This is a genomic window from Methanobrevibacter boviskoreani JH1, from assembly GCF_000320505.1.
GTDB lineage: Archaea > Methanobacteriota > Methanobacteria > Methanobacteriales > Methanobacteriaceae > Methanarmilla > Methanarmilla boviskoreani.
This window is the reverse complement of sequence record NZ_BAGX02000010.1, coordinates 89,841-112,950: the sequence shown is the minus strand read 5'-3', so window position 1 is coordinate 112,950 and position 23,110 is coordinate 89,841. Positions and strand designations below refer to the sequence as shown.

The following is a 23,110-nucleotide window of genomic DNA, read 5'->3' as shown; positions in this document are numbered from 1 at the left end:
CAAATTTTTAATTCAACAACTAATATTTTAAATATTAAAATTAATTAGTTTAAGCTAATTAATTATTTTTTACCAAAATCTTCTCTCATAAGGACTCCGATCAATCCCATTTTTGTTGCAACTTTTAAGAGTAATCCGCAAGCTGCAAGGAATAAACATAATAACCAATATTGTGGCATGGTAAAGAACAACCAGAAAGATATAATCCACATACACCAGCCAAGTCCAGATATACCGGAAATACCATTTAATTCAAGTACAGGTAATCCTCTTGCTTTTCTTGAAAGGATATATAATAAGATACCTCCACCTGCAACTGCACCACCTGTGAATCCAGTTAAGAAAACTCCATAAGCAAGTAAAATCAAACTTAAGAAGTTTGGAGCGGTGGTTAATATTTCCATATTGTAATCCATAGGCATTGGAGCAAAAGATACATTAGGTTGATTTGATGAAATCTTTCTCATTTCACGGGATATTAAGATTTCGGAAATTGCCATAATCTCCGCAAGTTCCACAACCAAACCTGGTAGAATAAATGACTCAGCCAAATCTGTACCTACACCGGCAACTACGATAATCATTGCAAATCCAATTAAATCGGTTAAGATAAGAACATGGATATCACGTTTCTGCATTGCTATTGCAATACATGTAAAGAAACCTACAATTATTGCCGTGTAAAATGCAGGCAGATACATATTTGCATATATAAGGGGAACTGTTGTAGGAACTAACATTAATTGTCCCTCCTGTTCTGCTTAATATGAGCTTTACGATTATTCATCTCAACCTCGGAAGCCAATCTATCAGATTCAGATATTGCAACCTTCATATCTTTCTTAATATTTTCAGGATCATTCTTTCTATTCATGGTATAGTTTACACATAACCATGAGGCAATAATAAATGCCATCATTAAAATTGAAGATTCAAGAACCGTATCGAAACCTCTGGTATAGTATAAAATCTCGTCTATAAGTCCACCAGGAGATGAGTAGATACTCGTACCAAAGTATGGTGATATGCTCATAACAAATTGAGACAGTGGTGAAACGTAAGAGTTAATCCAACCTAAATTAGGCTCATACTGTGGATATTGAGATATAGTTATACCTCTCTCTTTAAGAGGTTCACCTCCACGGGCATAAGGAGCCATTGCCATACCCTGATCCACTTGAACCTGAGGCTCAGGTCTTGGATAAATTTGGTCTACATTTAATCCGACCGGAATTAAAAGACCAATGATTAAAGCGATACCTAAAATCAAAGCAAATAACCGTGGAATTCTTTTAGGAGTAGCTAACTTATTCCATAAATCTCCTATTCTCATAAGTTACACCCCTTAAACTTTAATACCATTAAACATCAGCTCCTATTTCTTCTAAACGTGAAATAGCTCTAAATAGAATTAATGTACATATAACAGATGTAGCGATCATTGTTAAAAGAGCTAATGTATGGTTATAACATAATAATATTAATGAAACACCAACTGAAGCAACCTCAGTATTCATAGTCCTAACAACCGGGTCTTTTACACCGGGACCCCAGCAAGCACCTAAAGTACCTACAACAGCCAGAATAATTCCTGCATAAAACCATATGTAAATATTAAACATTAGGACCACCTTCCCGATTATTATGCCTAATTCTATCAATTTTTAAAATTGACATTAAGAAAATGATAGTAGATACAGGACCTAAAATTGCTATGGCAAATGCAACATCCAGATACTTAAATGTCACTACAGCAAGTAGAAAACCAGCATCAACAATACTGTACAAGATAACTTTATCTATCGGTTTTTTTACAATTAACATACCAATTGAACCAATAAACATTAAAGCTAAAGCAACAGTAGTAATGTTAAAAAATCCTAGAAAATTCATTTTTATTCTCCATCTAAGACAATTTCATCATCCAATTTATTTAATGTATATGCAATTGCATTAGAACTAATTGTTGAACAGACAAAGAATACAGCTGCAACTATCAATGCAAAAGGTGTATTAATATATAATGCAATCATAGCAGGAACTGAAAATCCGATAACATTAATATACAATAATTTCTCAGCCCTATTTTGAGTTATTAAAGCTCTTAATGCCATGAGAATAGTAATAATACCCAAAATTTCCATATACATCTTATCGCCCCATATCTTTATTTAAAACTTAACCACTTATCTAAATAGATTTTTAGATATTTTTCAATAATTATTCTAATTTAGTATACCTATTAAATTTCCTTGCAATAGTACCGAGAAGTTTAGTACTTGCAGGATGGTGAATACCCTGTATTACAAATATTGCAATTACCATACCCACAACAAACATAATCGGCTTGAATCCGAGATAATCACAGAATATTGTAAGAATTACAGTCATAGTAAGAGCACCGGTAGTTCCCGCATATCCTGGATCTGCACATAATCTATTTCCAATATAAACTAAAAATGCAGCAAGGATTCCACCATTAATTCCTAGAACCATAAATCCAATACTTGCAAGTAAAGTTCCTGCGGATGCATCTGGAGAACATAATATATTTCCTTGGAAAAATCCGCCAGATAAATCTCCGCCCCTTTGTTTAATAGAGTGTCCAACATTATCTGCCCCTTTAACACCAGGTTCCTCAGGAAGACCTAAATACGTATCAATAAGTACAAAATTAAGCCAGGAAATAATTGCCGCTATGATTAATCCGATAATCTCATTCATTATTTCCACCCTCTGCATTTGGTGAATCAGGAAATACATATCTGAATAAATATTTCACAAATACTGCTGATAAAACACCTATAATTATCGCAAGTAATTTCCCATCATATAACCAATAGAAATTAATTGAAAAACAGAATGCTAAAATACCCATAGCTATAATAGCTGTAGGAAAAACAGCACTTTTAGTCCATGAAAACCTTCTAGGTTTTTCTGGAAGAAATGGCATTCCTAAAAGTAAAGCCACTGCAATAGAAACTATTATTGTAATTAGATAATTTAACAATAATGAGGTTTCACTAATTAGATATATCATAGTATTAATTATCCGATTAAATAATATATAAATTTTATGTATAAAAAGTTATATCTTAAAATTGTATTTTTAAGAAATAAAATCAATAAAACTAGTTTTAAACAAATCTATTAAAAATTAAACTCAAATAAACAAATAAGACAAAGATAAACATTAATTTTAAAAATAATAATTAGTTTGAATATAGGAGAAAGGAAATTTTAATATACACTATTTTATAATGTTCAATTTATTTCGACATATATAGTATTTTAAAACATCAGAATATTAAAAGTGAAAAAAAGCATGGTTTAAGGAAAGACAGGAAAAAACCTATTAAAATAATCGGACAATACTATTGAGGATTATCCATAAACCATTTAATAGTTTCTTTAAGTTGATTTTTAAAGTTATCTGAATCGACAGTGAAACCGATATTCCTCTGGTTAGATATGTCCGCAATAGAATGTTTAATATCACCAATACGTTCGTCCTCATATATAGGCTTTATGTCACTGCCCAATACCTCGGTGATAATATCATATAGTTGGTTAATTGAAAGACCTTTACCGCTTGCAATATTTACTATACCATTATAGTCAGACTCACATGCAAGAATATTGGCCCTTACGATATCCTTTACATAAATAAAATCCCTCGTCTGTTCTCCGTCACCAAATATAGTAGGCTGTCTACCGTTCAACAAACCATAAATAAAATTAGGAATTACTGCAGCATAAGAGGAGTGGATGTTTTGTTTAGGTCCGAAAACATTGAAATATCTTAATGAAACATAATTCAAGCCATAACTTTCATTAAAAGCCTTAAGATACAATTCAGAACCTGCTTTTTGTACTGCATATGGTGATTCCGGCATATATGGTTCAGTTTCCTTAAGGGGAATATTTGGATTCTCCCCATATATTGCTGCTGACGAAGAAAAGACTACCTTTTTAACATTATTATTTTTAGCCGCAACAAATAATTTTAAACTTCCATCCAAATTATTTTCATTGGAAAATAAAGGTTTTTCAACACTTTCAGGCACACTTGCAAGTGCAGCTAAATGAAACACATAATCAGTGCCTTTTAAAATTTTATCCAAATCCAGATCATTTAAATCCCCCTTAATGATTTTAAGATTTTCATGATTCGGATATTTAAGATTATCAATTTTACCTGATGAAAAATTATCGATTACTGTAACCCTGTTATTTTCTACCAATTCATCAACAATATGAGAACCAATAAAACCTAAACCTCCAGTTACAACTATATCCTTTCCTTCCATCGAAATCCACATATAAAAATTTATAAAAATAAAAAATAAATCTTGAAAATTAAAAACAGTAAATTTTCAAATATAATATTATTATATTAATTTTTATTCAATATAAATATATTGATTTAAAATAAGTAATAGCTAATTTATTTGTTAGTAAACTAGCTTTTTGTATAAAAAGTCTGGATAAATTCTATTAAAAAATAGTCTTTACGAATAAAAATTAAGAAAATCTTTATTTCTAATAAAAATAAAAAAATAAGGCAAAGAATGTAAAAAATAGATTACATAATTCCAAAATATGGGAAATCAGGAATTATGTTTAAAATAAACTTTTGAAAACCTCTAAAAAAAACAGAAAGAATGTGTAGAATTAGGCTGTAAAATTATGGAAACCACAATTTACACATTCATGTTCCTCTTCAAATTTAGGTGGGTTTTTAAGTTCTTGTAAGGTTATTGTAAAGAATGCATTGTTACCTAAACCATTTGAACCTTTATTTACAATTGGAGAAACACCTTTAAAGTAACATGGAATATCACCAGTTCCACCAATATCTACCTTTACAGGTTCAAACATTTTTAATCCTTCAAAGAAAATCATAGATTTACCTACAATTTCCTGTGGTGCATTTACAGTAAAAACAAACATGTCCTCATCTAAAGCTTTTAAGCGTACAAACTTATCATCAAACTCAAATTTGTCACCGTCGCCTCTTTTAAATAAAACTACATTTGAAATCTCATTGTTTGCCATAATATCACCTTCAAATGATTTTATAAAATTAAAATATTCTGAAATAGACTATTCCAATTTAAATTCTACTACCTAACAATTTAATAAAATATCATTATTAAAAATTTACTTTAAAATAACCTTATTTCATTAGCTCAACTTATAAAATTATTAAACATCATTAATTCAACCAAACATCTGCTTAATAATTTAATAGATACCATGAAATAATTTTATTTTAGACCAACACAATACTTTATTTAAATTCTTTAATTAAACTTTTATCATATTCATAAAGTTGAATATAAACATTGATTAAAGAATATAATTTTATGATTTATAAAGTTAATGTTTTGCTAAACCCATTTTAGATAATATTTTTCTAAATCAAATATCTTTATAAGATATATTATAATAATATTATATTATAATAATTTATATATTAAATTAAAATTCCCATGGAATTACTGTTTTAATTTTTTGAAGATAATAAAATTTTAATACAATTATAATTTTTTTAAACTAATTTTAAGAAATATCGAGGTTATAAATATGAATGAATACAATATTGATATTGGAAATAGAATTAAAGAGCTTAGAGAACTTTCAGATGTTAGTACTGAGGAATTATCTGAAAAATTAAATCTTGATAAAGAACTTTATGAAAAATATGAAAGTGGCCAAATCGATATTCCTGCAAGCGTTGTATACGAAATCTCCCGTATTTTTCAGGTGGATATGGGATTGCTTTTAACCGGTGAAGAGAGTAGAATGTCAATATTTGATGTTACACGTGCTGGTGAAGGTGTGTCCGTTGAACGAAGAAAAGAATACAAATATGAAAACCTATGTAAACGTTTCATCAACAAGAAAGCGGAAATGTACATCGTAACAGTAGATCCTAAAGAGGATGTAAGTCCTTCCTTTAATAACCATCCAGGTCAGGAATTTAACTATATCCTAAAAGGACAGATGAAACTTTATATCAAAAATAATGAAATTGTTTTAAATGAAGGAGATTGTGTATTCTTTGATTCAACCAATGACCATGCAATGGTTGCTTTAAATAATGAAGAAGCTAAATTTTTAGTTGTGTTAATGTAAATTTATTATTTTTTATAATTTTTTGTGGTAATATAATGACATCGTTAATAAGTGAATATGTAAATAGAGTAGATTTTGACTCATATGAAGATTTCGCGGAAAATTTTCAATTTAAAATACCGGAAGATTTTAACTTTGGTTTTGATATTGTTGACAAATACGCCGAAATAGATCCCAATAAAAGAGCACTTGTTTGGTGTGACGATAATGAAGATAAGATCTTCACATTCAAGGATATTAAAGAAGAATCAAACAAGGTTGCTAATTTCTTAAAAAAATTAGGAATCAAAAAGGGAGACTGTGTAATCCTTACCCTAAAAAACAGGTATGAATGGTGGTATACAATGGTTGCACTTCATAAAATAGGTGCAATTGCAATATCTGCAACACATATGTTGAAACTTCATGATATTAAATACCGTCTTAAAAAAGCACATATGAAAGCTATCATCACTATTGATGAAGATAACCTTATTAGAGATTATAATAAGGCTGTTGATGAGCTTGAAATGAATACCATAAAAATCACAGTTAGTGATGAAAAATTCGATGGCTGGTATAACCTTCATGAAGAGATGGATAAACAATATGATACCTTTAAAAGACCTACCGGAAGTCAGGCTACAGATATCCATGATCCCCTTGTAATGTATTTCTCATCAGGAACAAGCGGAGAACCTAAAATGGTTAAACATAATGGAAGATATCCAATTGGAGACATTGTTACTGCACAATACTGGCATGAGGTTGTAGAAGATGGACTTCACCATACCGCAGCTGACACCGGATGGATCAAAGCCGTATGGGGTAATCTATATGGACAATGGATCTGTGGTTCCGCCGTTTTCATCTATGATTATGTGAGATTCAACGCATATGATTTAATTAAGAAGATTACTGAACACCATGTTGATACATTCTGCGCACCTCCAACAATTTTCAGATTCCTCATTAAGGAAGACCTGTCAAAAATAGACTTCTCCAATCTTAAACATGTTTCAACAGCTGGAGAATCCTTACCCCCTGAGGTATTTAACAGATTTAAAGAACTAACTGGTCTTGAAATTAAGGAAGCATTTGGACAGACAGAAACCGTTATCAGTATTGGTACCTTCAAATGGTTAAAACCAAAACTAGGTTCTGTTGGTAAACCAAACCCGGTATTTAAAATTGACCTTTTAAATGAAGAGGGCAAACCCGTCGATTATGGTGAAGAGGGAGAAATATGTTTCGACTTAAGTGCAGATAATACTGGTCTATTTGACGAGTATAATAATGATCCTAAACGTAACCATGAAACCAGATATGACGGCCATTACCATTGCGGAGATAAGGCATGGAAGGATGAGGATGGATATTACCACTTTGTTGGTAGAAATGATGATGTGATTAAAAGTTCAGGTTATCGTATAGGACCTTATGAAGTAGAAAGCGCTGTAATTTCACACCCCGCTGTGGTCGAATGTGCAATTACTGCTTATCCTCATGAAATAAGGGGCCAAGTTGTAAAGGCTACAATTGTTCTTGCAAAAGGTTACAAACCTAGTGAAGAGTTAAAAAAAGATATTCAAAATCATGTTAAGAAGGTTACCGCTCCCTATAAATATCCTCGTATGATTAATTTTGTGGATGAAATACCTAAAACATCTAATGGAAAAATCATAAGGAAGGTTATCCGTGAGGCAGACCTAAAAAAATATGCCGAGGAGCAGAAGAATAAACAAAAATAGATTTTAACCCAAAGACCGATTTGAAATTAGACATTTTTAATTTCTAATCCAACTATTATTTTAAAAATTTTAAATTAACCATACTTATAGAAAATAAATATTTAAAGTGATTAAATGGCTTATAAAGAAAATTCAAAAAAGTTTTTATCTAACGCAAATATAACAATAGGAGATTTGGTGAAAGTTTCAAAGGAAGGAACCTCCTATACAGGTATATTGCTAGATAGATCCGAAGATGCTGAAGATAACTATATTGTTATAAAATTAGACAGTGGATATAATGTGGGTATTGAAATTACCAATGCCTCAATTGAACTAATTGAACATAAGGATAAACCAAAAATTGGTTACGATGAGACGGAATTAACCAAAGATCCTGAAAAGATGAATATATCCATCATATCTACCGGTGGTACAATATCCTCAATCATTGATTACAGTACCGGTGCAGTTCATCCTGCATTTACAGCTGGAGATTTACTTAGGGCAAATCCTGAAATCATAGACCTTGCAAACTATGATGTTAAAGCTTTATATAACATTCTAAGTGAGAACATGGAACCAAAATATTGGTTAGAAGCTGCTAAAAACATTGCAGATGATATTTCATCTGGTTCAGAAGGTGTTATTGTAGCTCATGGTACAGATACAATGCATTATACATCTGCAGCACTTAGTTTCCTACTTGAAACACCTGTACCTATCGTTGTAACAGGTGCTCAAAGAAGTTCCGACAGACCTTCCACAGATACACACTTAAATTTAATCAATTCCATTGGAGCTGCAAAATCTGATATTGCGGAGGTAAGTGTCTGTATGCATGATTCATTAAATGATGACATATGTGCATTACACAGTGGTGTGAAAGTAAGAAAGATGCATACTTCCAGAAGGGACACATTTAGAAGTATTGACTCAGAACCTATTGCATATCTAAAAGATGGTGAAATAAAAGAAACCACAAGACCATACGTTAAGAGGAATGAAAAAGAATTAAAAGTACAGGACAATATTGAGGATAAGGTTGGTCTTATTAAAAGTTATCCTGGAATCTCCCAGGAACTTATCGATTATCACATTGATAAGGGATATAAAGGTCTTTTAATTGAGGGAACTGGTCTCGGACATGTACCTGAGTATATGGTCCCATCACTTGAAAGGGCAGCTGATGAGGGTATTCCTTGCGTTATGACATCACAGTGTATTTATGGAAGAGTAAATATGAATGTCTACAGTACAGGACGTAAACTTATTGATGCACATCTTATATCCGGTGAAGATATGACCCCCGAGGTAGGATATGTTAAACTATGCTGTGCTTTAGGACAGACTGATGATATAGATGAAGTTAGAAAAATTATGGAAACTAACATTGCTGGTGAAATTACAGATAGAACCTCAGCAAAATACTTTTTAAATTAGGTGAGACAATGAGCGAAAAATATGATTGGAAAGATTTAGGCCTTAAAATGGGACTTGAAATACATCAACAATTAAATACAAAATCAAAACTATTCTGTTCATGTCCTACTGAACTTATTGATGATGATGTGGATTTAACAATTAGAAGAAATTTAAGACCTACTCAAAGTGAATTAGGTCAAATGGATAGAGCTGCACTTCAAGAATCAATGAGAAACTTAAATTTTAACTACGAGTCATTTAACAAACATACCTGTCTTGTAGAATGTGATGATGAACCACCTCATGCATTAAATCAAGAAGCATTGGAACTTGCAATTACAATATCCACACTTCTAAACATGCATATTGTAGATGAATTCCATACCATGAGAAAACAGGTTATTGACGGAAGTAATACAAGTGGATTCCAGAGAACAGGACTTCTTGCAACCGACGGATATTTGGATACCCCATATGGTAGGGTTAAGATAGAAACAATAGGTCTTGAGGAAGACGCTGCAAGAAGGGTGGACACCAATAGTGAATTTACCGAATTCAGATTAGATAGACTTGGAATACCTCTTGTAGAAATTACAACAGATCCTTCCATGCATCACCCTAAACAGGTTGAAGAAGTTGCATATATGATTGGTCAGGTTCTACGTAGTACAAATGTAAAAAGAGGACTTGGAACAATCAGACAGGATTTAAATGTTTCAATTGCAAAGGGTGCAAGAGTCGAGATCAAAGGTGTTCAGAATCTTGAATTAATGCCCTTAATAGTTGAAAGGGAAGTTGAAAGACAATTAAAACTTATTGAAATTAAAGAAGAACTTGAAAAACGTCATGCTGAAGTTGATGAAACAATATATGACTTAGATGAGGTATTCAAGGATACTGAAAGTAAAATCTTAAAATCAGCAAAGTCCATTAAAGGAATTATACTTAAAGGATTTGACGGACTTATAGGTGTTGAAGTTCAGAAAGGCAGAAGATTCGGTACAGAACTCTCAAGTTACGCCAAAAAACGTGGAGTAAGTGGCCTTTTCCATACTGACGAACTACCTGCATACGGCATTACTCAGGAAGAGGTAGATAAACTAAGAGAATTTTTAGATGCAAAACCTGAGGATGCAATAATCATAGTAGCACACAATCCGGATATTGCAGAATCAGCTCTTGAGGAAGTTATCAGAAGAGCCAAACTTGCATTTGAAGGTGTTGTAGAAGAAACACGTAAATCATTAGATGATGGTAATACCGAATATATGAGACCACTTGCAACAGCAAATAGGATGTATCTTGAAACCGATATACCATTATTTAAAATTACAGATGACATTATAGAACCTATTAGAAATAATCTTCCTGAACTTCCAGATGTTAAAAAGGAAAGAATCATCAAAGAATATAATTTAAGCGAGGATCTTGCAAGCCAAATTGTAAGAAGAACCCTTGGTGATGAATTCGAGAATATCCTAAAAGAGGTAGAGGTGGATCCTACAGTGGTCGCATCCACATTGAGTTATGATTTAAGGGATATTCGAAGGGAAGGTACCGATGTAGTTTCCATTACTGAGGATAAATTAATCGAGGTATTCAAATTACTTGAGGCCAATAAGATATCTAAAGACGCGATTAAAAAGTTAATTGAATCCATGTGTAAAAACCCTGATAAAAGTGCCGAGGTTGTTGCAGAGGAAAATAATTTAAGCCTACTAAGTTTAGATGATGTTAAAGCAATCATTGAAGAAATTGCAGATAAAAACGATTCAATGATTAAAGAACGTCAGATGGGTGCGATGGGACCTTTAATGGGTATGAGTATGAAACAACTAAAAGGTAAGGCAGATGGAAGTACTGTAAATAAAATAGTAAAAGAGGAGATTCAAAAACGTTTATAGACATAAACTTTTAATTAACGGATTCAAAAGCAGCATAAATATAAAACTTCCATTTACTTTTTAATTTTTTATGGAAATTAAGAGAAATTAGTAAAAAACAACCATACAATATTTTAAAAAAAAAGTTCATGAAAAAATTGATGTCTTTAATAAAAAAAATTCCAGTAAGACAATTGAAAACAGGTAAAAATAAACAAGAATCCGAATAAATAAAAACAAAGGAAAATAACTTAATTTTAAAATTAAGTTAAAATATTATTAAAATAAAATTAACATAACAATCTAGTATCCGCCATTACCAAACCTATCATTTAAGAACATATAAATGAAGAATGTAATTAAAAGAATTACTATTACAGGTAATAACCACATAAATAAATAGAATACTACAATTGCTAATAGTAATGCAATTAAAATAAATACTAAATCCTGAGTTTCCATACTTATTAATATTAAAAATCTAGTATATAAAACATTTGAATTATAAAAAAATATAAAAGAATTATAATTATATATAATTATAGTATATATCTAAAAAAATATCATTAGATACTTTAAAAATCATAGCGAGAATATATTATGAAAATTATTATTATAAATAATAGAGGTCAATATAATCACAGGATTCAAAGAAGCCTACAAAACTTAGATATACCTTGTGAGCTTGTAAGCAATTCCCTAACAGTTGACGAAATTAAAGAAAAAGAGCCAATGGGACTAATTTTAGGTGGAGGTCCATCCATTGAATTAAGTGGAAATAGTTCCGATTATATTGGTGAAATTGATGTTCCTACATTAGGAATCTGTTTAGGCCATCAATTGATTGCCTTAAAATATGGCGGTGAAGTAGAAACCTCAAAGACCGAAAGTTATGCACAGGTTCAAATTAATATTACCGAAGAGGAGGAACTTCTAAAAGGTCTTGGACCTGACATGGATGTTTGGACATCACATAAGGATGAAGTTAAGACTTTACCAAAAGACTTTAAAATACTTGCCAACTCTGACGTCTGTGATATTGAAGCTATGAAACATAAGGATAAAGATATTTACGGAATTCAATTCCACCCAGAAGTACATACCACCCCTAGAGGAGATGAGGTATTCTTAAACTTCTATGAAATATGTAAAAATAGTTTATAAAACTGATTTAAACTTCAAATAATATTATTCGATTAAATTTAAAAGATATTACACTTGTAAAACTATTAAAAAGAGGTTAAAAAATGATTGACAATCCAGAAGACTTGAAAAACAAAGCATTAGAATATAAACCAAATCTTAAAAGAGAAAAATTAGTCGTACCTATAGGTAGCGAAGACTATGAATTTAGAATCTCAGGCATTGGTGAAAAAAGTATTAAAATAGAAAAATACATCAAATACGATGCTATTATGGAAGCTGTGGATGCCGGAAATGAAGACGGTCTTGAATCAATACTTTTAAAATTAGTAGACGATTTCCAACCTCCTGAAGACACAGAATAAATTGATTTTTGAGGAATGATTTATGTTTACACCTAAGGGTTTTATAGATGAGGCTATAAAAAATGTTAAAGAAACAATCCAGGATGAGAAAGCGGTTATAGCATTATCTGGTGGAGTTGATAGTTCTGTATGCTCAGTCCTTGTTGGTGAAGCCATTGGAGATAACTTAACTGCCATATTTGTAGATCATGGATTACTTAGGAAAGGTGAAGCTGAACAGGTTATTGAAACCTTTAAAGATAGATTAAATTTCATTTATGTAGATGCATCAGAGGAATTTTTAGATGCCCTTAAAGGCATTACAGATCCCGAGAGGAAAAGAAAGATAATAGGTAAAAAATTTATTGATGTGTTTGAAAGAGAGGCTAAAAAAATAGATGCGAAATATCTTATTCAAGGTACAATTGCACCTGATTGGATTGAAAGCCAGGGAAAAATTAAATCTCACCACAACCTTGCACTTCCAAGTGGAATGGTTTTAGAAGTTGTAGAGCCTATCCGTGAATTATATAAAGATGAGGTTAGGGAAATAGGTGAGGAGTTAGGACTTCCTGATGCAATAGTACATCGCCAGCCATTTCCTGGCCCAGGTTTAGCTGTTCGTGTTATAGGTGAACTTACAAAAGAAAAAATAAAGGTATGTCAAGATGCCGATTTAATTGTCAGAGAAGAGGTTGAAAAGTCTGGATTTGATAAAGAATTATGGCAATATTTTGCTGCTTTAACAAACACAAAAGTAACTGGTGTTAAAGGGGATCAAAGGGACTTTGGATATTTAGTTGTGGTAAGGATGGTTGCATCATTTGATGCCATGACCGCATATGTTCCGGAAATACCTTGGGAACTCATAAAAAACATATCCAGAAGAATCACCTCCGAAGTTCCTGAAGTTACACATGTATCCCTTTCAGTTAGTGATAAACCACCTGCAACTATTGAATTTGCTTAAGAATTTAAAATGATAGTGAAGGTTAAATGATATTAATTTCATTAAAAATTAAAATTTAAAAACCTTCCCTACTTAATAAAAAACTAAAAAGATGAGAAAAATGCATGGTACAACAACTAAATACTGTATTTATTGTGGTAAAAAAATACCAATAGATACTAAGAAATGTCCTTACTGTCTTAAATGGCAAGAAGATGAGGACGACGTTTCAAGAAATCATTTTATCAATAGTTATGTATCACCAGAACACGAAATGGAATTAAAAGAGAAATCCAAAAATAAAAAAGAAGAAACAAGAAAAGAAAGTATTCAAGACAATACCCAATATAATCTTAATGAGGAATATTCCGACATACTGCCAATTAGAAGACAGTTGCTTCTTTTACTTGTTGGTGGTTGGTTTTACTCAGTTTGGTGGTATTATAAATCAAACACATTATTAAAAGATAGGTTTAACAAAGATATTCGTCCAGGTTGGCGTACAGTTGGTTTTATAATACCTATAGTTAACTGGTTTATGTATTATATTCTACTTAGGGACTATGAAAAATTAATTAGAAACGAGAACATAGAATCCTATGACTCAATCTTAAACACTTTAATATTTATTTTCATACCTATCATTGGTGATGTATGGACATTCTGTAATGTTCAGGAATCAATGAACCAGTTATGGCAAGTCAAGGAAAGAAACCTACCAATCAGACGTAGCTTTACCAACGGAGAAATAATATTTTTAGTGATTATAATAGTTCTAATGATATTCTTAATAATGACATTCCTATCATTAATTTTTTATAGTCTACAGTTTTTGGCAATGTAGGATTATAAATTAAAACAAATCTTTTTATTTTTAAACTTTTAATTAACATGTTTTTGAATATTTTAATTTTACATTATTAAAAAATTTTAAAGGATAAAATGAAAGGTAAAAATCAAAGAACAACAAAACATGCTTATCTTGAGAGATTGACCAAAGACATGAAGATGAAATCCGTAAATGTAGGTAAGGACCTTGAAGGTAGTACCCCGCCTTCTGTTTTTATAGGTCATTGGAACTATCCTAAAGTATATGCAGGACCAATGATGGCTAACCAATTAGGAGATACCTATATCATGGATTCACCAGAGTCCTGGTTAAATCAAAATAAAAGTCAGGACGATATTTTAAAGTATCGTATGAATCTAGTACGTGGAAAACAATTAATGAGGATAGATGACTTGGATAATCCTTTTGTTGAAAAACTTCAAGACATTTCACTTGCATCAAAATCCACTGATGCCGAAGCAAATTTCCTCAAAAGGCCAAGGGGTGCAAGCTTATCACAGGAGTCTATGCCCCATGGACCTAGTGGAATACTTGAAAACTTTGATATAGATGCTGTAAAATGGGACAGACAACTTGAAAAATCATATTATGATACTGACCTATCAGCCAAAGATGCTGTAATGAGGTTACATGAGAAGAATGTGCCTTTCTCAGCAATTCAGAAATCATTCTCTGTAGGTGCGTTCGGAATTGGCAAAAATAGAAAGTTAGTACCAACCAGATGGTCCATTACCGCTGTCGATTCAAGTCTAGCAGATGAACTACTTAAGGATGTTAGGAAAAATCCGATTCTTGATACCTATAGGGTTTACGAGAATGAGGATCTTAATAACTATTACGGAATCATATTAACACCTACAGAATGGCAATTTGAATGGATCGAGGCATTCTATAAAGTTAAAAATAATGAGGAACTAATTTTCTCCGATTATGAAACTAACGAGGACAAGAAAGAATATTCCTCAGTTGGCGGCTGTTACTATACAAGCAAAATGGTTGTATTAGATGCGCTAAAACAAATGAATCTGCAATCTGGTCTTTTAATATTAAGGGAAGCCTATACAGGTTACGTTCCAATGGGCGTGTTTAATGTTAGGGAAAATATTAAGAAAGCCATGGAGGAACCTTATAAAGAGTTTGAAGATTTAAAATCAGCTGTAAGATATGTCGGTTCCAATTTAAATATTCCATTAAGCAGATATGTGAAATCAAGTCACCTACTTAATGAGCTTTTACATACGAAACAAACAAGTTTAGATGCATTCTTTAAAAAAGAGCATCCAAACTAAACCCTTTTTTTAATCCAGGAATTTAAGAATTAAAATAATTTTAAATGCTAATTTTTTTTAAACACTAATTTTGATGTTTCTTAATTACTTCAATAATCCTATCCAAGTTATCTTTTTCAAGCTCTGATATATCAAGATTCTTAATTTCAATAGCTACAGCCTTTTCTTTAACCCTATTATAATTGGGACATCTGGTTATCATACCATGTTCATCAAGATTAAATTCCTTTTTAAGATTCCATGATAATTCTTTAGGATTATCCGATTTAACTATAACGTTTATACCCCTCTTATCAGGATATATTACATTATCCAAATTACTTTTAATATACATACAAGCATCTATTGTTTTATTAAGATTATCCTCAGCAAATGAAAGCTCGGATACGATACCGCTTGCCGTAATCTCATTTGACTTGAAGGATTTTAGTAATATTCTATTGTCCTCAAATATGGACGGATCATCAGATGTGATAAATCCACCGTCCCGGACATTTAATATTTTAGGACTGCCTGTTGAACCTACAATAATATCCGAATATTTACCATTAGCAAGTCTTGATTTACTATCCGCTATAGATCCTGATACATCCTCAATTAATATTACATCATTATCATGACATATTTTGGATATTTCCCTAATGTTCTGCTCCGCAGTATACCCTGCAAAACTAGTTAGAACAAATCCGTTTTTTACGGATTTATCTAGGGAAGATAGGATATCATTCAAGTTTTCAAGATCTATTAATCCCAAATCTGTTTCAACCATTTCAAAAGGTTTATCTAAAAATCTAGAAATCTGCTTGAAACCATTCCATCCACCCTGGTTAGGTAGAATTATCTTACCTGTAACAGAAGCCAGTGCCGTAAAAATAGCTCCATTACCACTGTTTAGAATATGAGCGTATTTATGGTTTATAGTCTCCTCAAGATTATATTGGGCAATCTCGGTAAAAGACATATCCTTCTCATCCAAAGGAGTTTTACCGATAGCCACTCTAGACATGATTCGTTTAGTCTCTTCATGAGGTTTTTTAAATAATAAATCCATTTTCCCACCATAATAATGATTGTTTTATTAAAAAAAAGACAATTTATTTTTTTTGACCCAGGAATTAATTAAATTAATTTAAGGTTAAAAAGTTAAAATACTTATAAATTTTTATATTTCCACAGTTAAATTTGTAGTTTTATCAATTAATATATCCTCGATATACATCGAGTCAAACTGTTTATCTGAAATATTATAAAGACCTTTCAAATATTCGATGTCCGGTTTGAATACATCATTGTTTTTAGAAAACATGTCATTTAACTCATCAACAAAATAATCTGGACAATCAATCATGACAACACAAATATCCATTTTACCTTCATGTAGACCTAAAACCTTAAGGGCTTTAGAGATTTGTCTTTGGGCGGATATCCTGATACATAACTCAATACCCAGATCATTAGCTAAATTAGTTCCCCTTTGAAAGGCTTTAATAGCCTGTATTGTACCTTGAAGAACATGACGTTTTCCTCCAATAGCCTTAGCATCAATTAATTGAATAACAACCCCATCGCAACACTGATCCTTTAATTTGTCAATATCTTTTAATGTTCTTGACACATCATCAATTTCACTTGTAAAACCCAGTATTTTAATATTGTCTGTAATATTATCCAAATAAATAACCTCTATTAAATTTATAATGCAAATTAGAATAAATAAATGAATTTTAAATCTATTATAATGCAAATCCTAAAATAGATTTCAAATTCACAATATAAATAAAATGAATGTATTCAATTAAAAAAAAAGGAATATTGATTTAAAATATTCCATTTTATTAAAATAGAATACAATAGATTAAACTAGTCATAAGTCCTCATCATTTTCCTCTAAAAGTCTGTTAACACCAGTGAGATATGATTCAACACTTGCAATAATTATATCGGAATCTGTTCCCCTTGAGGATATTACCTTATCCCCCAAACTTACCTTGGTAATTACATCAATAAGTGCGTCTGCACCACCTGTAATTGCATCTACGTGGAACTCTTCTAATTCAACATCTGAAAATTCATTAAGACATTTTTTAACTGCATTATATGCAGCATCAACAGGACCCAAACCAGTGCTGGATTCTAGAATCTCGGAATCACCTGTTTTAAGTTTTACAGATGCGGTAGGTGTAACATTATTACCTGACACCACAGTTACCTCTTCAAGATTTACTTTCTGTTTCATATCCTTTTCAAGAACCTTATCAGATATGGCCTGAAGATCCACATCAGTTAAACATTTGCCCTTATCGGAGAAGTCCTTAACCTGTTTAAAAATTTCAAGTAGCTGCTCCTTATCCACATCAATACCCAATTCTTCAAGGCGGTTCTTTAATCCCTTGGTTCCTGTATGTTTACCTACCACAAATTTTCTGTGACGGCCCAATAACTCGGGAGTGATTGACTCATAGGTAGATGCATTCTTAATTACACCATCTGCATGTATACCTGATTCATGTGCGAAGACATTTTCACCTACAATAGCTTTATTAGGTTGAAGATATACTCCAGTTGTTCTTGATACTAATTTTGAGGCATTGTACAATTGGTTAATTTTAATATCGGTAGTATATTTTCCCTCATAAAGATTGTTCAATGCAACTACAATCTCCTCCAAAGACGCGTTACCTGCACGTTCACCAATACCATTGATAGTTCCATGAATTATTGTTGCTCCACCACGTATAGCTTCCAGAGTATTTGCAACTGCAAGACCATAGTCGTTATGACAATGTGCACTTAGAGGTCCGTCTAAAAAGGACAGTTTATTATAGAAGTCATAGGACTTTTCAGGGGTAAGTACCCCTACGGTATCACATGGACATAATCTGTCAGCACCTGTATCCAATGCTGTCTGGAATACTTTCTTCAAATATTCAAAATCGGTTCTTGTTGCATCCTCGGCAGATAGTTCCACGATTAAACCATGATCCTTTGCATATTCTATATTTGAAACCATATTCTCTATAACTTCATCCCGACTTGAGTTTAATTTATATTTAATATGAATATCACTAGTAGATACAACAAGATTCACACAATCCACATCACAGTCAATACATGAATCGATATCCCCCTTGAGAGAACGTGCAAAACTTGATATTTCCGCATTTAAACCCTGATGAGTAATTTGACGAATAGCTTCTTTTTCTCCTTCTGAAGTAATAGCTGAACCTGCTTCAATAATATCTACTCCAATCTCATCTAATTTCTTTGCTATTCTTAATTTCTCATTTGATGTTAAAGAAACACCTGGAGTCTGCTCTCCATCTCTTAAAGTCGTATCTAATACATTGATTTTCATTTTATCACTATAATAAATTTTTTAAATATAAAAAATGGATTATTAAGTAAATTTATTATTATTTACATTTATAAAATTTTGTATAAAAACTTTAAAAAAAAAGCAAGTTTATTAATATTTACATTTATTGCATAAAAAAGAAAATAAAAAAGAAAAGGAAAATTCTAATGATTTAATTATCCAGAGCTATTACAGAAATGATACGTGTTAGACTTTTATGCATTTTAATCTGGTATCTTTCTAATAATTTAAAGCCCACCTCATCCAAAAACTGATCTATGTTAACGAAATGTGGACTGGCAATGACCAAAAGGGCATTTTCTTTCATGTTTCTTTTTATTGCTAGTAAAAAATCCTTAAAGATCAAATCATTACGGCCACCAGTGGTGGTGGATATTCCATAGGGAGGATCAGTTACTACCGCATCACATAACTCATACATTTTAAGTTCATTAATGTCCACTTGATAGGTTTTATAATCCTTAACACCTGCATATTCACAGTTAATGGCGGAACCATTCTTCATATTCCAGTCAATATCTGTTCCAACTACCCTTGCACCTATCAATCCACCTTCCATAAGCATGCCACCGGTACCACAGAATGGATCAAGAAGTAATTGGCCTTTCTTTATTCTAGATAGATTAACCATACATCTTGCAAGTTTCGGAGACATGCAACCTGGATGGAAAAAAGGTCTTTTATGAGGCTTAAAATCCTGGAAATACTTTTTATTTAAAATATATTTTTCCATACAAATATAGACAGTATTTTCATATACAATTAACCTGATTTTTGTATTTGGTTTGGTTAGATTCACCTTAAGGTTTTCAGAGTTATCCAATATTAAACTGCCTATCTTTCTTTCATAATCCTCAACATTTACATCTTTGTTAAATGTTTTAACCCTAACTACAAAGGTCTTATCAATTATATTATTCCAATCTATTTTGGAAATATCCTCTTTTAGATCATCCAAATTGGAATTGGATATTACCTGATTGATTTGATGAGTGTATGCCAACCTTTCAACTAGCCTTTTATAAATGTCATCGATCTCATCCGGATTGATTGAGTTTAAAATCGTTAAACCGGGTCTTATTTTCTCTATATTGCACCTGAAATCTTCGGCTTCAAGAACGGCTTTAAGTTCTGCAATAGGTAAAGATTCATGTTCCTGAGATTGAATTAAAAGAAGTTCCATATTTTTGCTCCTAAATAAATAACAAATTCATTTTTAATAAATTTAAATCAAAATATAAACATATAATCATTATTAAAAGTATGGATTTAACTCCAAATACGGGATATTTTACTTGATATGACCTTTGGAGTAATTTTAAATAACAATCCTCTTTTTAACACTTCCTTTACAAGAACGGATTGTTTATCCATATCCCCATATTCTGAGATAAGTCCTTCACCATTGTTTTCCTTGATTTTTTTAAATAGATAGTCAAGATTCCTATCAGATAGAATATTTAATGTATTATGAACCTTAACCTCGGTATTTAATTCTCCAGAGTATAATTTTTTAAATTCCTTTGAATAATTCTTTAAAACACTTACATCATCTTTTAAAAGTGTATCCTTAATCGTATCTACAGCAATGTCTATGGCTGAAAATCCGTAGATTAATCCACCGCCGGTTGTAGGTTTTACCTGACTTGCAGCATCACCGATTAAAATAGCCCTATCTTTAACAATAATCTTGTTTTTATCATAAAATGGGATGTTTCCACGATATTTCTCAATTATCTCGTAATAGGTAATGTTAAGATTATTATTTTCAAATTCTCCTCCATTATTTAAAAAATCATCAAGAATATTAGAATCCCCTTTGATTTTATTGTCCGAGAAAAGACCTATTCTAAACAGATTATCCCCAAGGGGTATGGACCATAAGAAACCAGGCAAAACACTACTATTTACAAAAACATCAACATGAGACAAGCTTAATTTAGAGGTATCACTATCACCTAATCTAACTAGATATTGACATGCCGGAGAATATTTTAACTTATTTCCCATGGTTTTAGACACAAGTGAATTACAGCCATCGGCACCCACAATTATCCTTGCTTTAAATTCCCCTTTATTAGTGTTTACAATACCTTCTTTGAGATTTAGATCAATTACCTTATGTTGTAAGAATACTTTAACACCATGGTTTACAGCACGGTTGATTAAATACTGATCATATCCTACCCTATCAATAATTAGAGCTTCGGTCTCATTTTTTTCAACTTTTAAGGTATAGTTTGGTGAATGTAAAAACGCCCCTTTAACCTTATTAATAATTACGTCATCTGGTAAGTCATTAAGCTCATAGACTGATTTACTTAATATTCCCGCACATTGTAGGGGGTATCCAACAAATTTCTTCTTATCAAAAACAGCTACGGAAATATCCTGAAGGGCAAGCCTATAAGCTAAACTTGAACCGACAGGTCCTCCACCAACTATCGCCACATCAAAATCATAAAGCATATAAAAACCTAAAAAATTTCTAAAAAAAAATTAAAAACAAGAATTAATTTTTTCTAAATTTACGAGCATGTTTTGCTAAAACGTCACTACTTGTTTTTTCACTGTTTTCATGTTCCCTGGTGTTATTCTCAGCATCATGAAAGTCATTATTAAATATCCGATTATGTTTATTATTAGATTTGTAATGATTCTCCTGTTTATGTTTGTGATAACTGCTATCCTCATTTAAATATTCATTAGCTCTGTTATCATATCTATTGAAATCTTCATCTATCCTATTATCATAAGTTCCATTGCTTCTATTATTATAATTTACATCGTAATTTTCATTATAATTTCCACTGCCCCTATTACCATAATTTACGTTACCATAGTTTCCATTATAATTTCCACTGCCCCTATTATCAAAATTTCTGTTAGGATTTACATATGGTTTTCCATTATGGTTGGTTCTATGATAATTGTTTCTATTGTTATAGTTACCACTATAATCCACTTTACTATCTGAGTGTCGGTTATTCAATAAATTGCCATATTGACCTTCAATAGAATGACCCTGATAAGTAATATTGGATCTGGGATATCCCCTAGGAATATTGTTGTCCATGACCTTGTCATCCTTGAATTTTAGGTTACCATCCAAATCTCTTACAGCACGATTTATAGTCTCATCAAGTTCATCGGGATCATGATAATCATTATAATAGATTTCATTATCGTTATAAGAATCTAATGGTTGGTTACTTAAATTAGATAAGGAATCATAATATCTTCCTTTCTGATATTCCTCTTCGGGATTATAATCGGGATAGTTTTCTTTAATATAATCCCCTTTTATATTGTTCTGGGGATTATATCCATAGTTAGGATTTTGATAATAATCGTTAGGATATCCTTGATTGAAAGAGGAGGATATATTGTTCATTCCATCAAATATGATCTCTTCAATATCCTTTGGTCCACTAATACATTTTAATGAAACATCACTATTATCATAAGCACTCATTATCTCAATAGTGCCCACGCCCAATATCTTCTGGAAAATAGTTTGGGATACCTGAATATCCTGAATATTTTTAAATGATACATATGATTTGTTTTGTCTAATAACACCGGTCTTAGTAATAATTCTCCTATCGGTGACTATATAATTAATATTATACCATTTGATCAGATTCCAAACCATCCAGATAAGGATAAGAAATACGATTCCATATATTACTAAAGCCACAATACCAGCCATAGGACGATTAACGAAGTTAAGTGTATATGTCTGCATATTAGAAATGGAACTGATTACAGTCATAGCACTACCTAATATAAAAGATATTAGAATAAAACCTATTATAACATTTTTACAGAAAAATATGAAACTAGGTTTCCCTTCATATAATACTTCTTCATTAGCTAATATTTCATCATCATCAAACATCATTATTTAGTTATTTAGTAATTTAATTTAAATAAGTTTTTGCATTTATTAAAAAAAATTGGATTAAAAAAAGATTATCTAATTATTTACATATAAAAAT

At 31.4% G+C, this 23,110-nt stretch carries 25 protein-coding genes; 9 read left to right on the top strand and 16 right to left on the bottom strand.

What is annotated here, in order from left to right; genetic code table 11:
* Positions 1-62 precede the first annotated feature (62 nt).
* The 9 genes from ON24_RS02225 to ON24_RS08920 all read right to left on the bottom strand — a co-directional run bounded on the left by ON24_RS02225 (position 63) and on the right by ON24_RS08920 (position 5,058).
* Positions 63-740, bottom strand: a complete 678-nt coding sequence (locus ON24_RS02225) for an EhaG family protein (RefSeq protein WP_016358538.1) — start codon at positions 738-740, stop codon at positions 63-65.
* Positions 740-1,333 carry an EhaF family protein gene (locus tag ON24_RS02220; RefSeq protein WP_016358539.1) on the bottom strand — a complete coding sequence of 198 codons (594 nt, stop codon included), beginning with the start codon at positions 1,331-1,333 and terminating at the stop codon, positions 740-742. Before ON24_RS02220 ends, ON24_RS02225 begins: the two co-directional genes overlap by 1 nt.
* Before the next feature lie 28 nt (positions 1,334-1,361).
* Positions 1,362-1,622 (bottom strand): EhaE family protein, encoded by a 261-nt coding sequence (locus ON24_RS02215; RefSeq protein ID WP_016358540.1) that lies wholly within the window; start codon positions 1,620-1,622, stop codon positions 1,362-1,364.
* Positions 1,615-1,893 carry an EhaD family protein gene (locus ON24_RS02210; protein ID WP_040681785.1) on the bottom strand — a complete coding sequence of 93 codons (279 nt, stop codon included), beginning with the start codon at positions 1,891-1,893 and terminating at the stop codon, positions 1,615-1,617. The genes ON24_RS02215 and ON24_RS02210 overlap by 8 nt, the downstream gene beginning before the upstream one ends.
* 2 nt (positions 1,894-1,895) lie before the next feature.
* A complete protein-coding gene (locus ON24_RS02205; protein WP_016358542.1) occupies positions 1,896-2,150 on the bottom strand; it encodes a DUF2109 domain-containing protein in 255 nt (84 codons plus the stop codon).
* Between the two features lie 70 nt (positions 2,151-2,220).
* The gene (locus ON24_RS02200; RefSeq protein WP_016358543.1) at positions 2,221-2,724 is read right to left on the bottom strand and encodes an energy-converting hydrogenase A subunit B EhaB; all 504 of its coding nucleotides are present in this window, start codon (positions 2,722-2,724) and stop codon (positions 2,221-2,223) included.
* Positions 2,717-3,040, bottom strand: a complete 324-nt coding sequence (locus ON24_RS02195) for an energy-converting hydrogenase A subunit A EhaA (RefSeq protein ID WP_040681784.1) — start codon at positions 3,038-3,040, stop codon at positions 2,717-2,719. Before ON24_RS02195 ends, ON24_RS02200 begins: the two co-directional genes overlap by 8 nt.
* 334 nt (positions 3,041-3,374) lie before the next feature.
* Entirely contained in the window at positions 3,375-4,310 is a 936-nt protein-coding gene (locus tag ON24_RS02190) for an NAD-dependent epimerase/dehydratase family protein (RefSeq protein ID WP_040681783.1), read from the bottom strand.
* Between the two features lie 364 nt (positions 4,311-4,674).
* Positions 4,675-5,058: a hypothetical protein gene (locus ON24_RS08920; RefSeq protein ID WP_016358546.1), complete on the bottom strand. Its 384-nt coding sequence runs from the start codon at positions 5,056-5,058 to the stop codon at positions 4,675-4,677.
* A gap of 531 nt (positions 5,059-5,589) precedes the next feature.
* Between ON24_RS08920 and ON24_RS02180 the strand changes: the two genes are divergently transcribed.
* The 4 genes from ON24_RS02180 (at position 5,590) to gatE (ending at position 11,179) form a co-directional block, all read left to right on the top strand.
* The gene (locus ON24_RS02180) at positions 5,590-6,141 is read left to right on the top strand and encodes a helix-turn-helix domain-containing protein (protein WP_016358547.1); all 552 of its coding nucleotides are present in this window, start codon (positions 5,590-5,592) and stop codon (positions 6,139-6,141) included.
* Between the two features lie 35 nt (positions 6,142-6,176).
* Complete coding sequence (locus ON24_RS02175; protein ID WP_040681782.1) at positions 6,177-7,871, top strand: AMP-binding protein; 1,695 nt, start codon at positions 6,177-6,179, stop codon at positions 7,869-7,871.
* A 114-nt stretch (positions 7,872-7,985) separates the two neighbouring features.
* Positions 7,986-9,293, top strand: a complete 1,308-nt coding sequence (gene gatD / locus ON24_RS02170; protein ID WP_040681781.1) for a Glu-tRNA(Gln) amidotransferase subunit GatD — start codon at positions 7,986-7,988, stop codon at positions 9,291-9,293.
* An 8-nt stretch (positions 9,294-9,301) separates the two neighbouring features.
* Entirely contained in the window at positions 9,302-11,179 is a 1,878-nt protein-coding gene (gene gatE / locus ON24_RS02165; protein ID WP_040681780.1) for a Glu-tRNA(Gln) amidotransferase subunit GatE, read from the top strand.
* Between the two features lie 282 nt (positions 11,180-11,461).
* On the opposite strand, the gene ON24_RS09410 is transcribed toward gatE, so the two are convergent.
* Positions 11,462-11,620 carry a hypothetical protein gene (locus ON24_RS09410; RefSeq protein WP_016358551.1) on the bottom strand — a complete coding sequence of 53 codons (159 nt, stop codon included), beginning with the start codon at positions 11,618-11,620 and terminating at the stop codon, positions 11,462-11,464.
* Between the two features lie 138 nt (positions 11,621-11,758).
* Between ON24_RS09410 and ON24_RS02160 the strand changes: the two genes are divergently transcribed.
* From ON24_RS02160 to ON24_RS02140, 5 genes are all read left to right on the top strand, one after another.
* The gene (locus tag ON24_RS02160) at positions 11,759-12,322 is read left to right on the top strand and encodes a GMP synthase subunit A (RefSeq protein WP_016358552.1); all 564 of its coding nucleotides are present in this window, start codon (positions 11,759-11,761) and stop codon (positions 12,320-12,322) included.
* An 83-nt stretch (positions 12,323-12,405) separates the two neighbouring features.
* Entirely contained in the window at positions 12,406-12,666 is a 261-nt protein-coding gene (locus tag ON24_RS02155) for a hypothetical protein (RefSeq protein WP_016358553.1), read from the top strand.
* Between the two features lie 22 nt (positions 12,667-12,688).
* Positions 12,689-13,615, top strand: a complete 927-nt coding sequence (gene guaA, locus ON24_RS02150) for a glutamine-hydrolyzing GMP synthase (RefSeq protein WP_040681779.1) — start codon at positions 12,689-12,691, stop codon at positions 13,613-13,615.
* 100 nt (positions 13,616-13,715) lie between these two features.
* On the top strand, positions 13,716-14,438 hold the full coding sequence (locus ON24_RS02145; RefSeq protein WP_040681778.1) for a zinc ribbon domain-containing protein: 723 nt from the start codon (positions 13,716-13,718) through the stop codon (positions 14,436-14,438).
* A gap of 98 nt (positions 14,439-14,536) precedes the next feature.
* Positions 14,537-15,733: an Nre family DNA repair protein gene (locus tag ON24_RS02140; RefSeq protein ID WP_050553527.1), complete on the top strand. Its 1,197-nt coding sequence runs from the start codon at positions 14,537-14,539 to the stop codon at positions 15,731-15,733.
* Positions 15,734-15,797: 64 nt separating this feature from the next.
* Here the strand turns inward: ON24_RS02140 and ON24_RS02135 are convergent, their stop codons facing one another.
* The 6 genes from ON24_RS02135 to ON24_RS02110 form a co-directional block, all read right to left on the bottom strand.
* Entirely contained in the window at positions 15,798-16,784 is a 987-nt protein-coding gene (locus tag ON24_RS02135) for a DegT/DnrJ/EryC1/StrS family aminotransferase (RefSeq protein WP_040681777.1), read from the bottom strand.
* A 111-nt stretch (positions 16,785-16,895) separates the two neighbouring features.
* Complete coding sequence (gene cgi121, locus ON24_RS02130) at positions 16,896-17,405, bottom strand: KEOPS complex subunit Cgi121 (protein WP_050553526.1); 510 nt, start codon at positions 17,403-17,405, stop codon at positions 16,896-16,898.
* Between the two features lie 192 nt (positions 17,406-17,597).
* Positions 17,598-19,088, bottom strand: a complete 1,491-nt coding sequence (locus tag ON24_RS02125) for a (R)-citramalate synthase (RefSeq protein WP_040681776.1) — start codon at positions 19,086-19,088, stop codon at positions 17,598-17,600.
* Between the two features lie 172 nt (positions 19,089-19,260).
* Positions 19,261-20,292, bottom strand: a complete 1,032-nt coding sequence (locus ON24_RS02120; RefSeq protein WP_016358560.1) for a TIGR01177 family methyltransferase — start codon at positions 20,290-20,292, stop codon at positions 19,261-19,263.
* Between the two features lie 86 nt (positions 20,293-20,378).
* Positions 20,379-21,578 carry a geranylgeranyl reductase family protein gene (locus ON24_RS02115; protein WP_040681775.1) on the bottom strand — a complete coding sequence of 400 codons (1,200 nt, stop codon included), beginning with the start codon at positions 21,576-21,578 and terminating at the stop codon, positions 20,379-20,381.
* Between the two features lie 43 nt (positions 21,579-21,621).
* Positions 21,622-23,013 carry a PH domain-containing protein gene (locus ON24_RS02110; protein WP_040681774.1) on the bottom strand — a complete coding sequence of 464 codons (1,392 nt, stop codon included), beginning with the start codon at positions 23,011-23,013 and terminating at the stop codon, positions 21,622-21,624.
* Between the last annotated feature and the right edge of the window lie 97 nt (positions 23,014-23,110).

Excerpts from the sequence above, each read along its gene's own strand:
- guaA (WP_040681779.1), top strand. The coding sequence starts at position 12,689 with ATGTTTACACCTAAGGGTTTTATAGATGAGGCTATAAAAAATGTTAAA.
- ON24_RS02140 (WP_050553527.1), top strand. The coding sequence starts at position 14,537 with ATGAAAGGTAAAAATCAAAGAACAACAAAACATGCTTATCTTGAGAGA.
- gatE (WP_040681780.1), top strand. The coding sequence starts at position 9,302 with ATGAGCGAAAAATATGATTGGAAAGATTTAGGCCTTAAAATGGGACTT.
- ON24_RS09410 (WP_016358551.1), bottom strand. The coding sequence starts at position 11,620 with ATGGAAACTCAGGATTTAGTATTTATTTTAATTGCATTACTATTAGCA.
- ON24_RS02225 (WP_016358538.1), bottom strand. The coding sequence starts at position 740 with ATGTTAGTTCCTACAACAGTTCCCCTTATATATGCAAATATGTATCTG.
- ON24_RS02195 (WP_040681784.1), bottom strand. The coding sequence starts at position 3,040 with ATGATATATCTAATTAGTGAAACCTCATTATTGTTAAATTATCTAATT.
- gatD (WP_040681781.1), top strand. The coding sequence starts at position 7,986 with ATGGCTTATAAAGAAAATTCAAAAAAGTTTTTATCTAACGCAAATATA.
- ON24_RS02210 (WP_040681785.1), bottom strand. The coding sequence starts at position 1,893 with ATGAATTTTCTAGGATTTTTTAACATTACTACTGTTGCTTTAGCTTTA.
- ON24_RS02115 (WP_040681775.1), bottom strand. The coding sequence starts at position 21,578 with ATGCTTTATGATTTTGATGTGGCGATAGTTGGTGGAGGACCTGTCGGT.
- ON24_RS02120 (WP_016358560.1), bottom strand. The coding sequence starts at position 20,292 with ATGGAACTTCTTTTAATTCAATCTCAGGAACATGAATCTTTACCTATT.
- ON24_RS02190 (WP_040681783.1), bottom strand. The coding sequence starts at position 4,310 with ATGGAAGGAAAGGATATAGTTGTAACTGGAGGTTTAGGTTTTATTGGT.
- ON24_RS02205 (WP_016358542.1), bottom strand. The coding sequence starts at position 2,150 with ATGTATATGGAAATTTTGGGTATTATTACTATTCTCATGGCATTAAGA.
- ON24_RS02135 (WP_040681777.1), bottom strand. The coding sequence starts at position 16,784 with ATGGATTTATTATTTAAAAAACCTCATGAAGAGACTAAACGAATCATG.
- ON24_RS02125 (WP_040681776.1), bottom strand. The coding sequence starts at position 19,088 with ATGAAAATCAATGTATTAGATACGACTTTAAGAGATGGAGAGCAGACT.
- ON24_RS02110 (WP_040681774.1), bottom strand. The coding sequence starts at position 23,013 with ATGATGTTTGATGATGATGAAATATTAGCTAATGAAGAAGTATTATAT.
- ON24_RS02180 (WP_016358547.1), top strand. The coding sequence starts at position 5,590 with ATGAATGAATACAATATTGATATTGGAAATAGAATTAAAGAGCTTAGA.
- ON24_RS02215 (WP_016358540.1), bottom strand. The coding sequence starts at position 1,622 with ATGTTTAATATTTACATATGGTTTTATGCAGGAATTATTCTGGCTGTT.
- ON24_RS08920 (WP_016358546.1), bottom strand. The coding sequence starts at position 5,058 with ATGGCAAACAATGAGATTTCAAATGTAGTTTTATTTAAAAGAGGCGAC.
- ON24_RS02155 (WP_016358553.1), top strand. The coding sequence starts at position 12,406 with ATGATTGACAATCCAGAAGACTTGAAAAACAAAGCATTAGAATATAAA.
- ON24_RS02220 (WP_016358539.1), bottom strand. The coding sequence starts at position 1,333 with ATGAGAATAGGAGATTTATGGAATAAGTTAGCTACTCCTAAAAGAATT.
- ON24_RS02175 (WP_040681782.1), top strand. The coding sequence starts at position 6,177 with ATGACATCGTTAATAAGTGAATATGTAAATAGAGTAGATTTTGACTCA.
- ON24_RS02145 (WP_040681778.1), top strand. The coding sequence starts at position 13,716 with ATGCATGGTACAACAACTAAATACTGTATTTATTGTGGTAAAAAAATA.
- ON24_RS02200 (WP_016358543.1), bottom strand. The coding sequence starts at position 2,724 with ATGAATGAGATTATCGGATTAATCATAGCGGCAATTATTTCCTGGCTT.
- ON24_RS02160 (WP_016358552.1), top strand. The coding sequence starts at position 11,759 with ATGAAAATTATTATTATAAATAATAGAGGTCAATATAATCACAGGATT.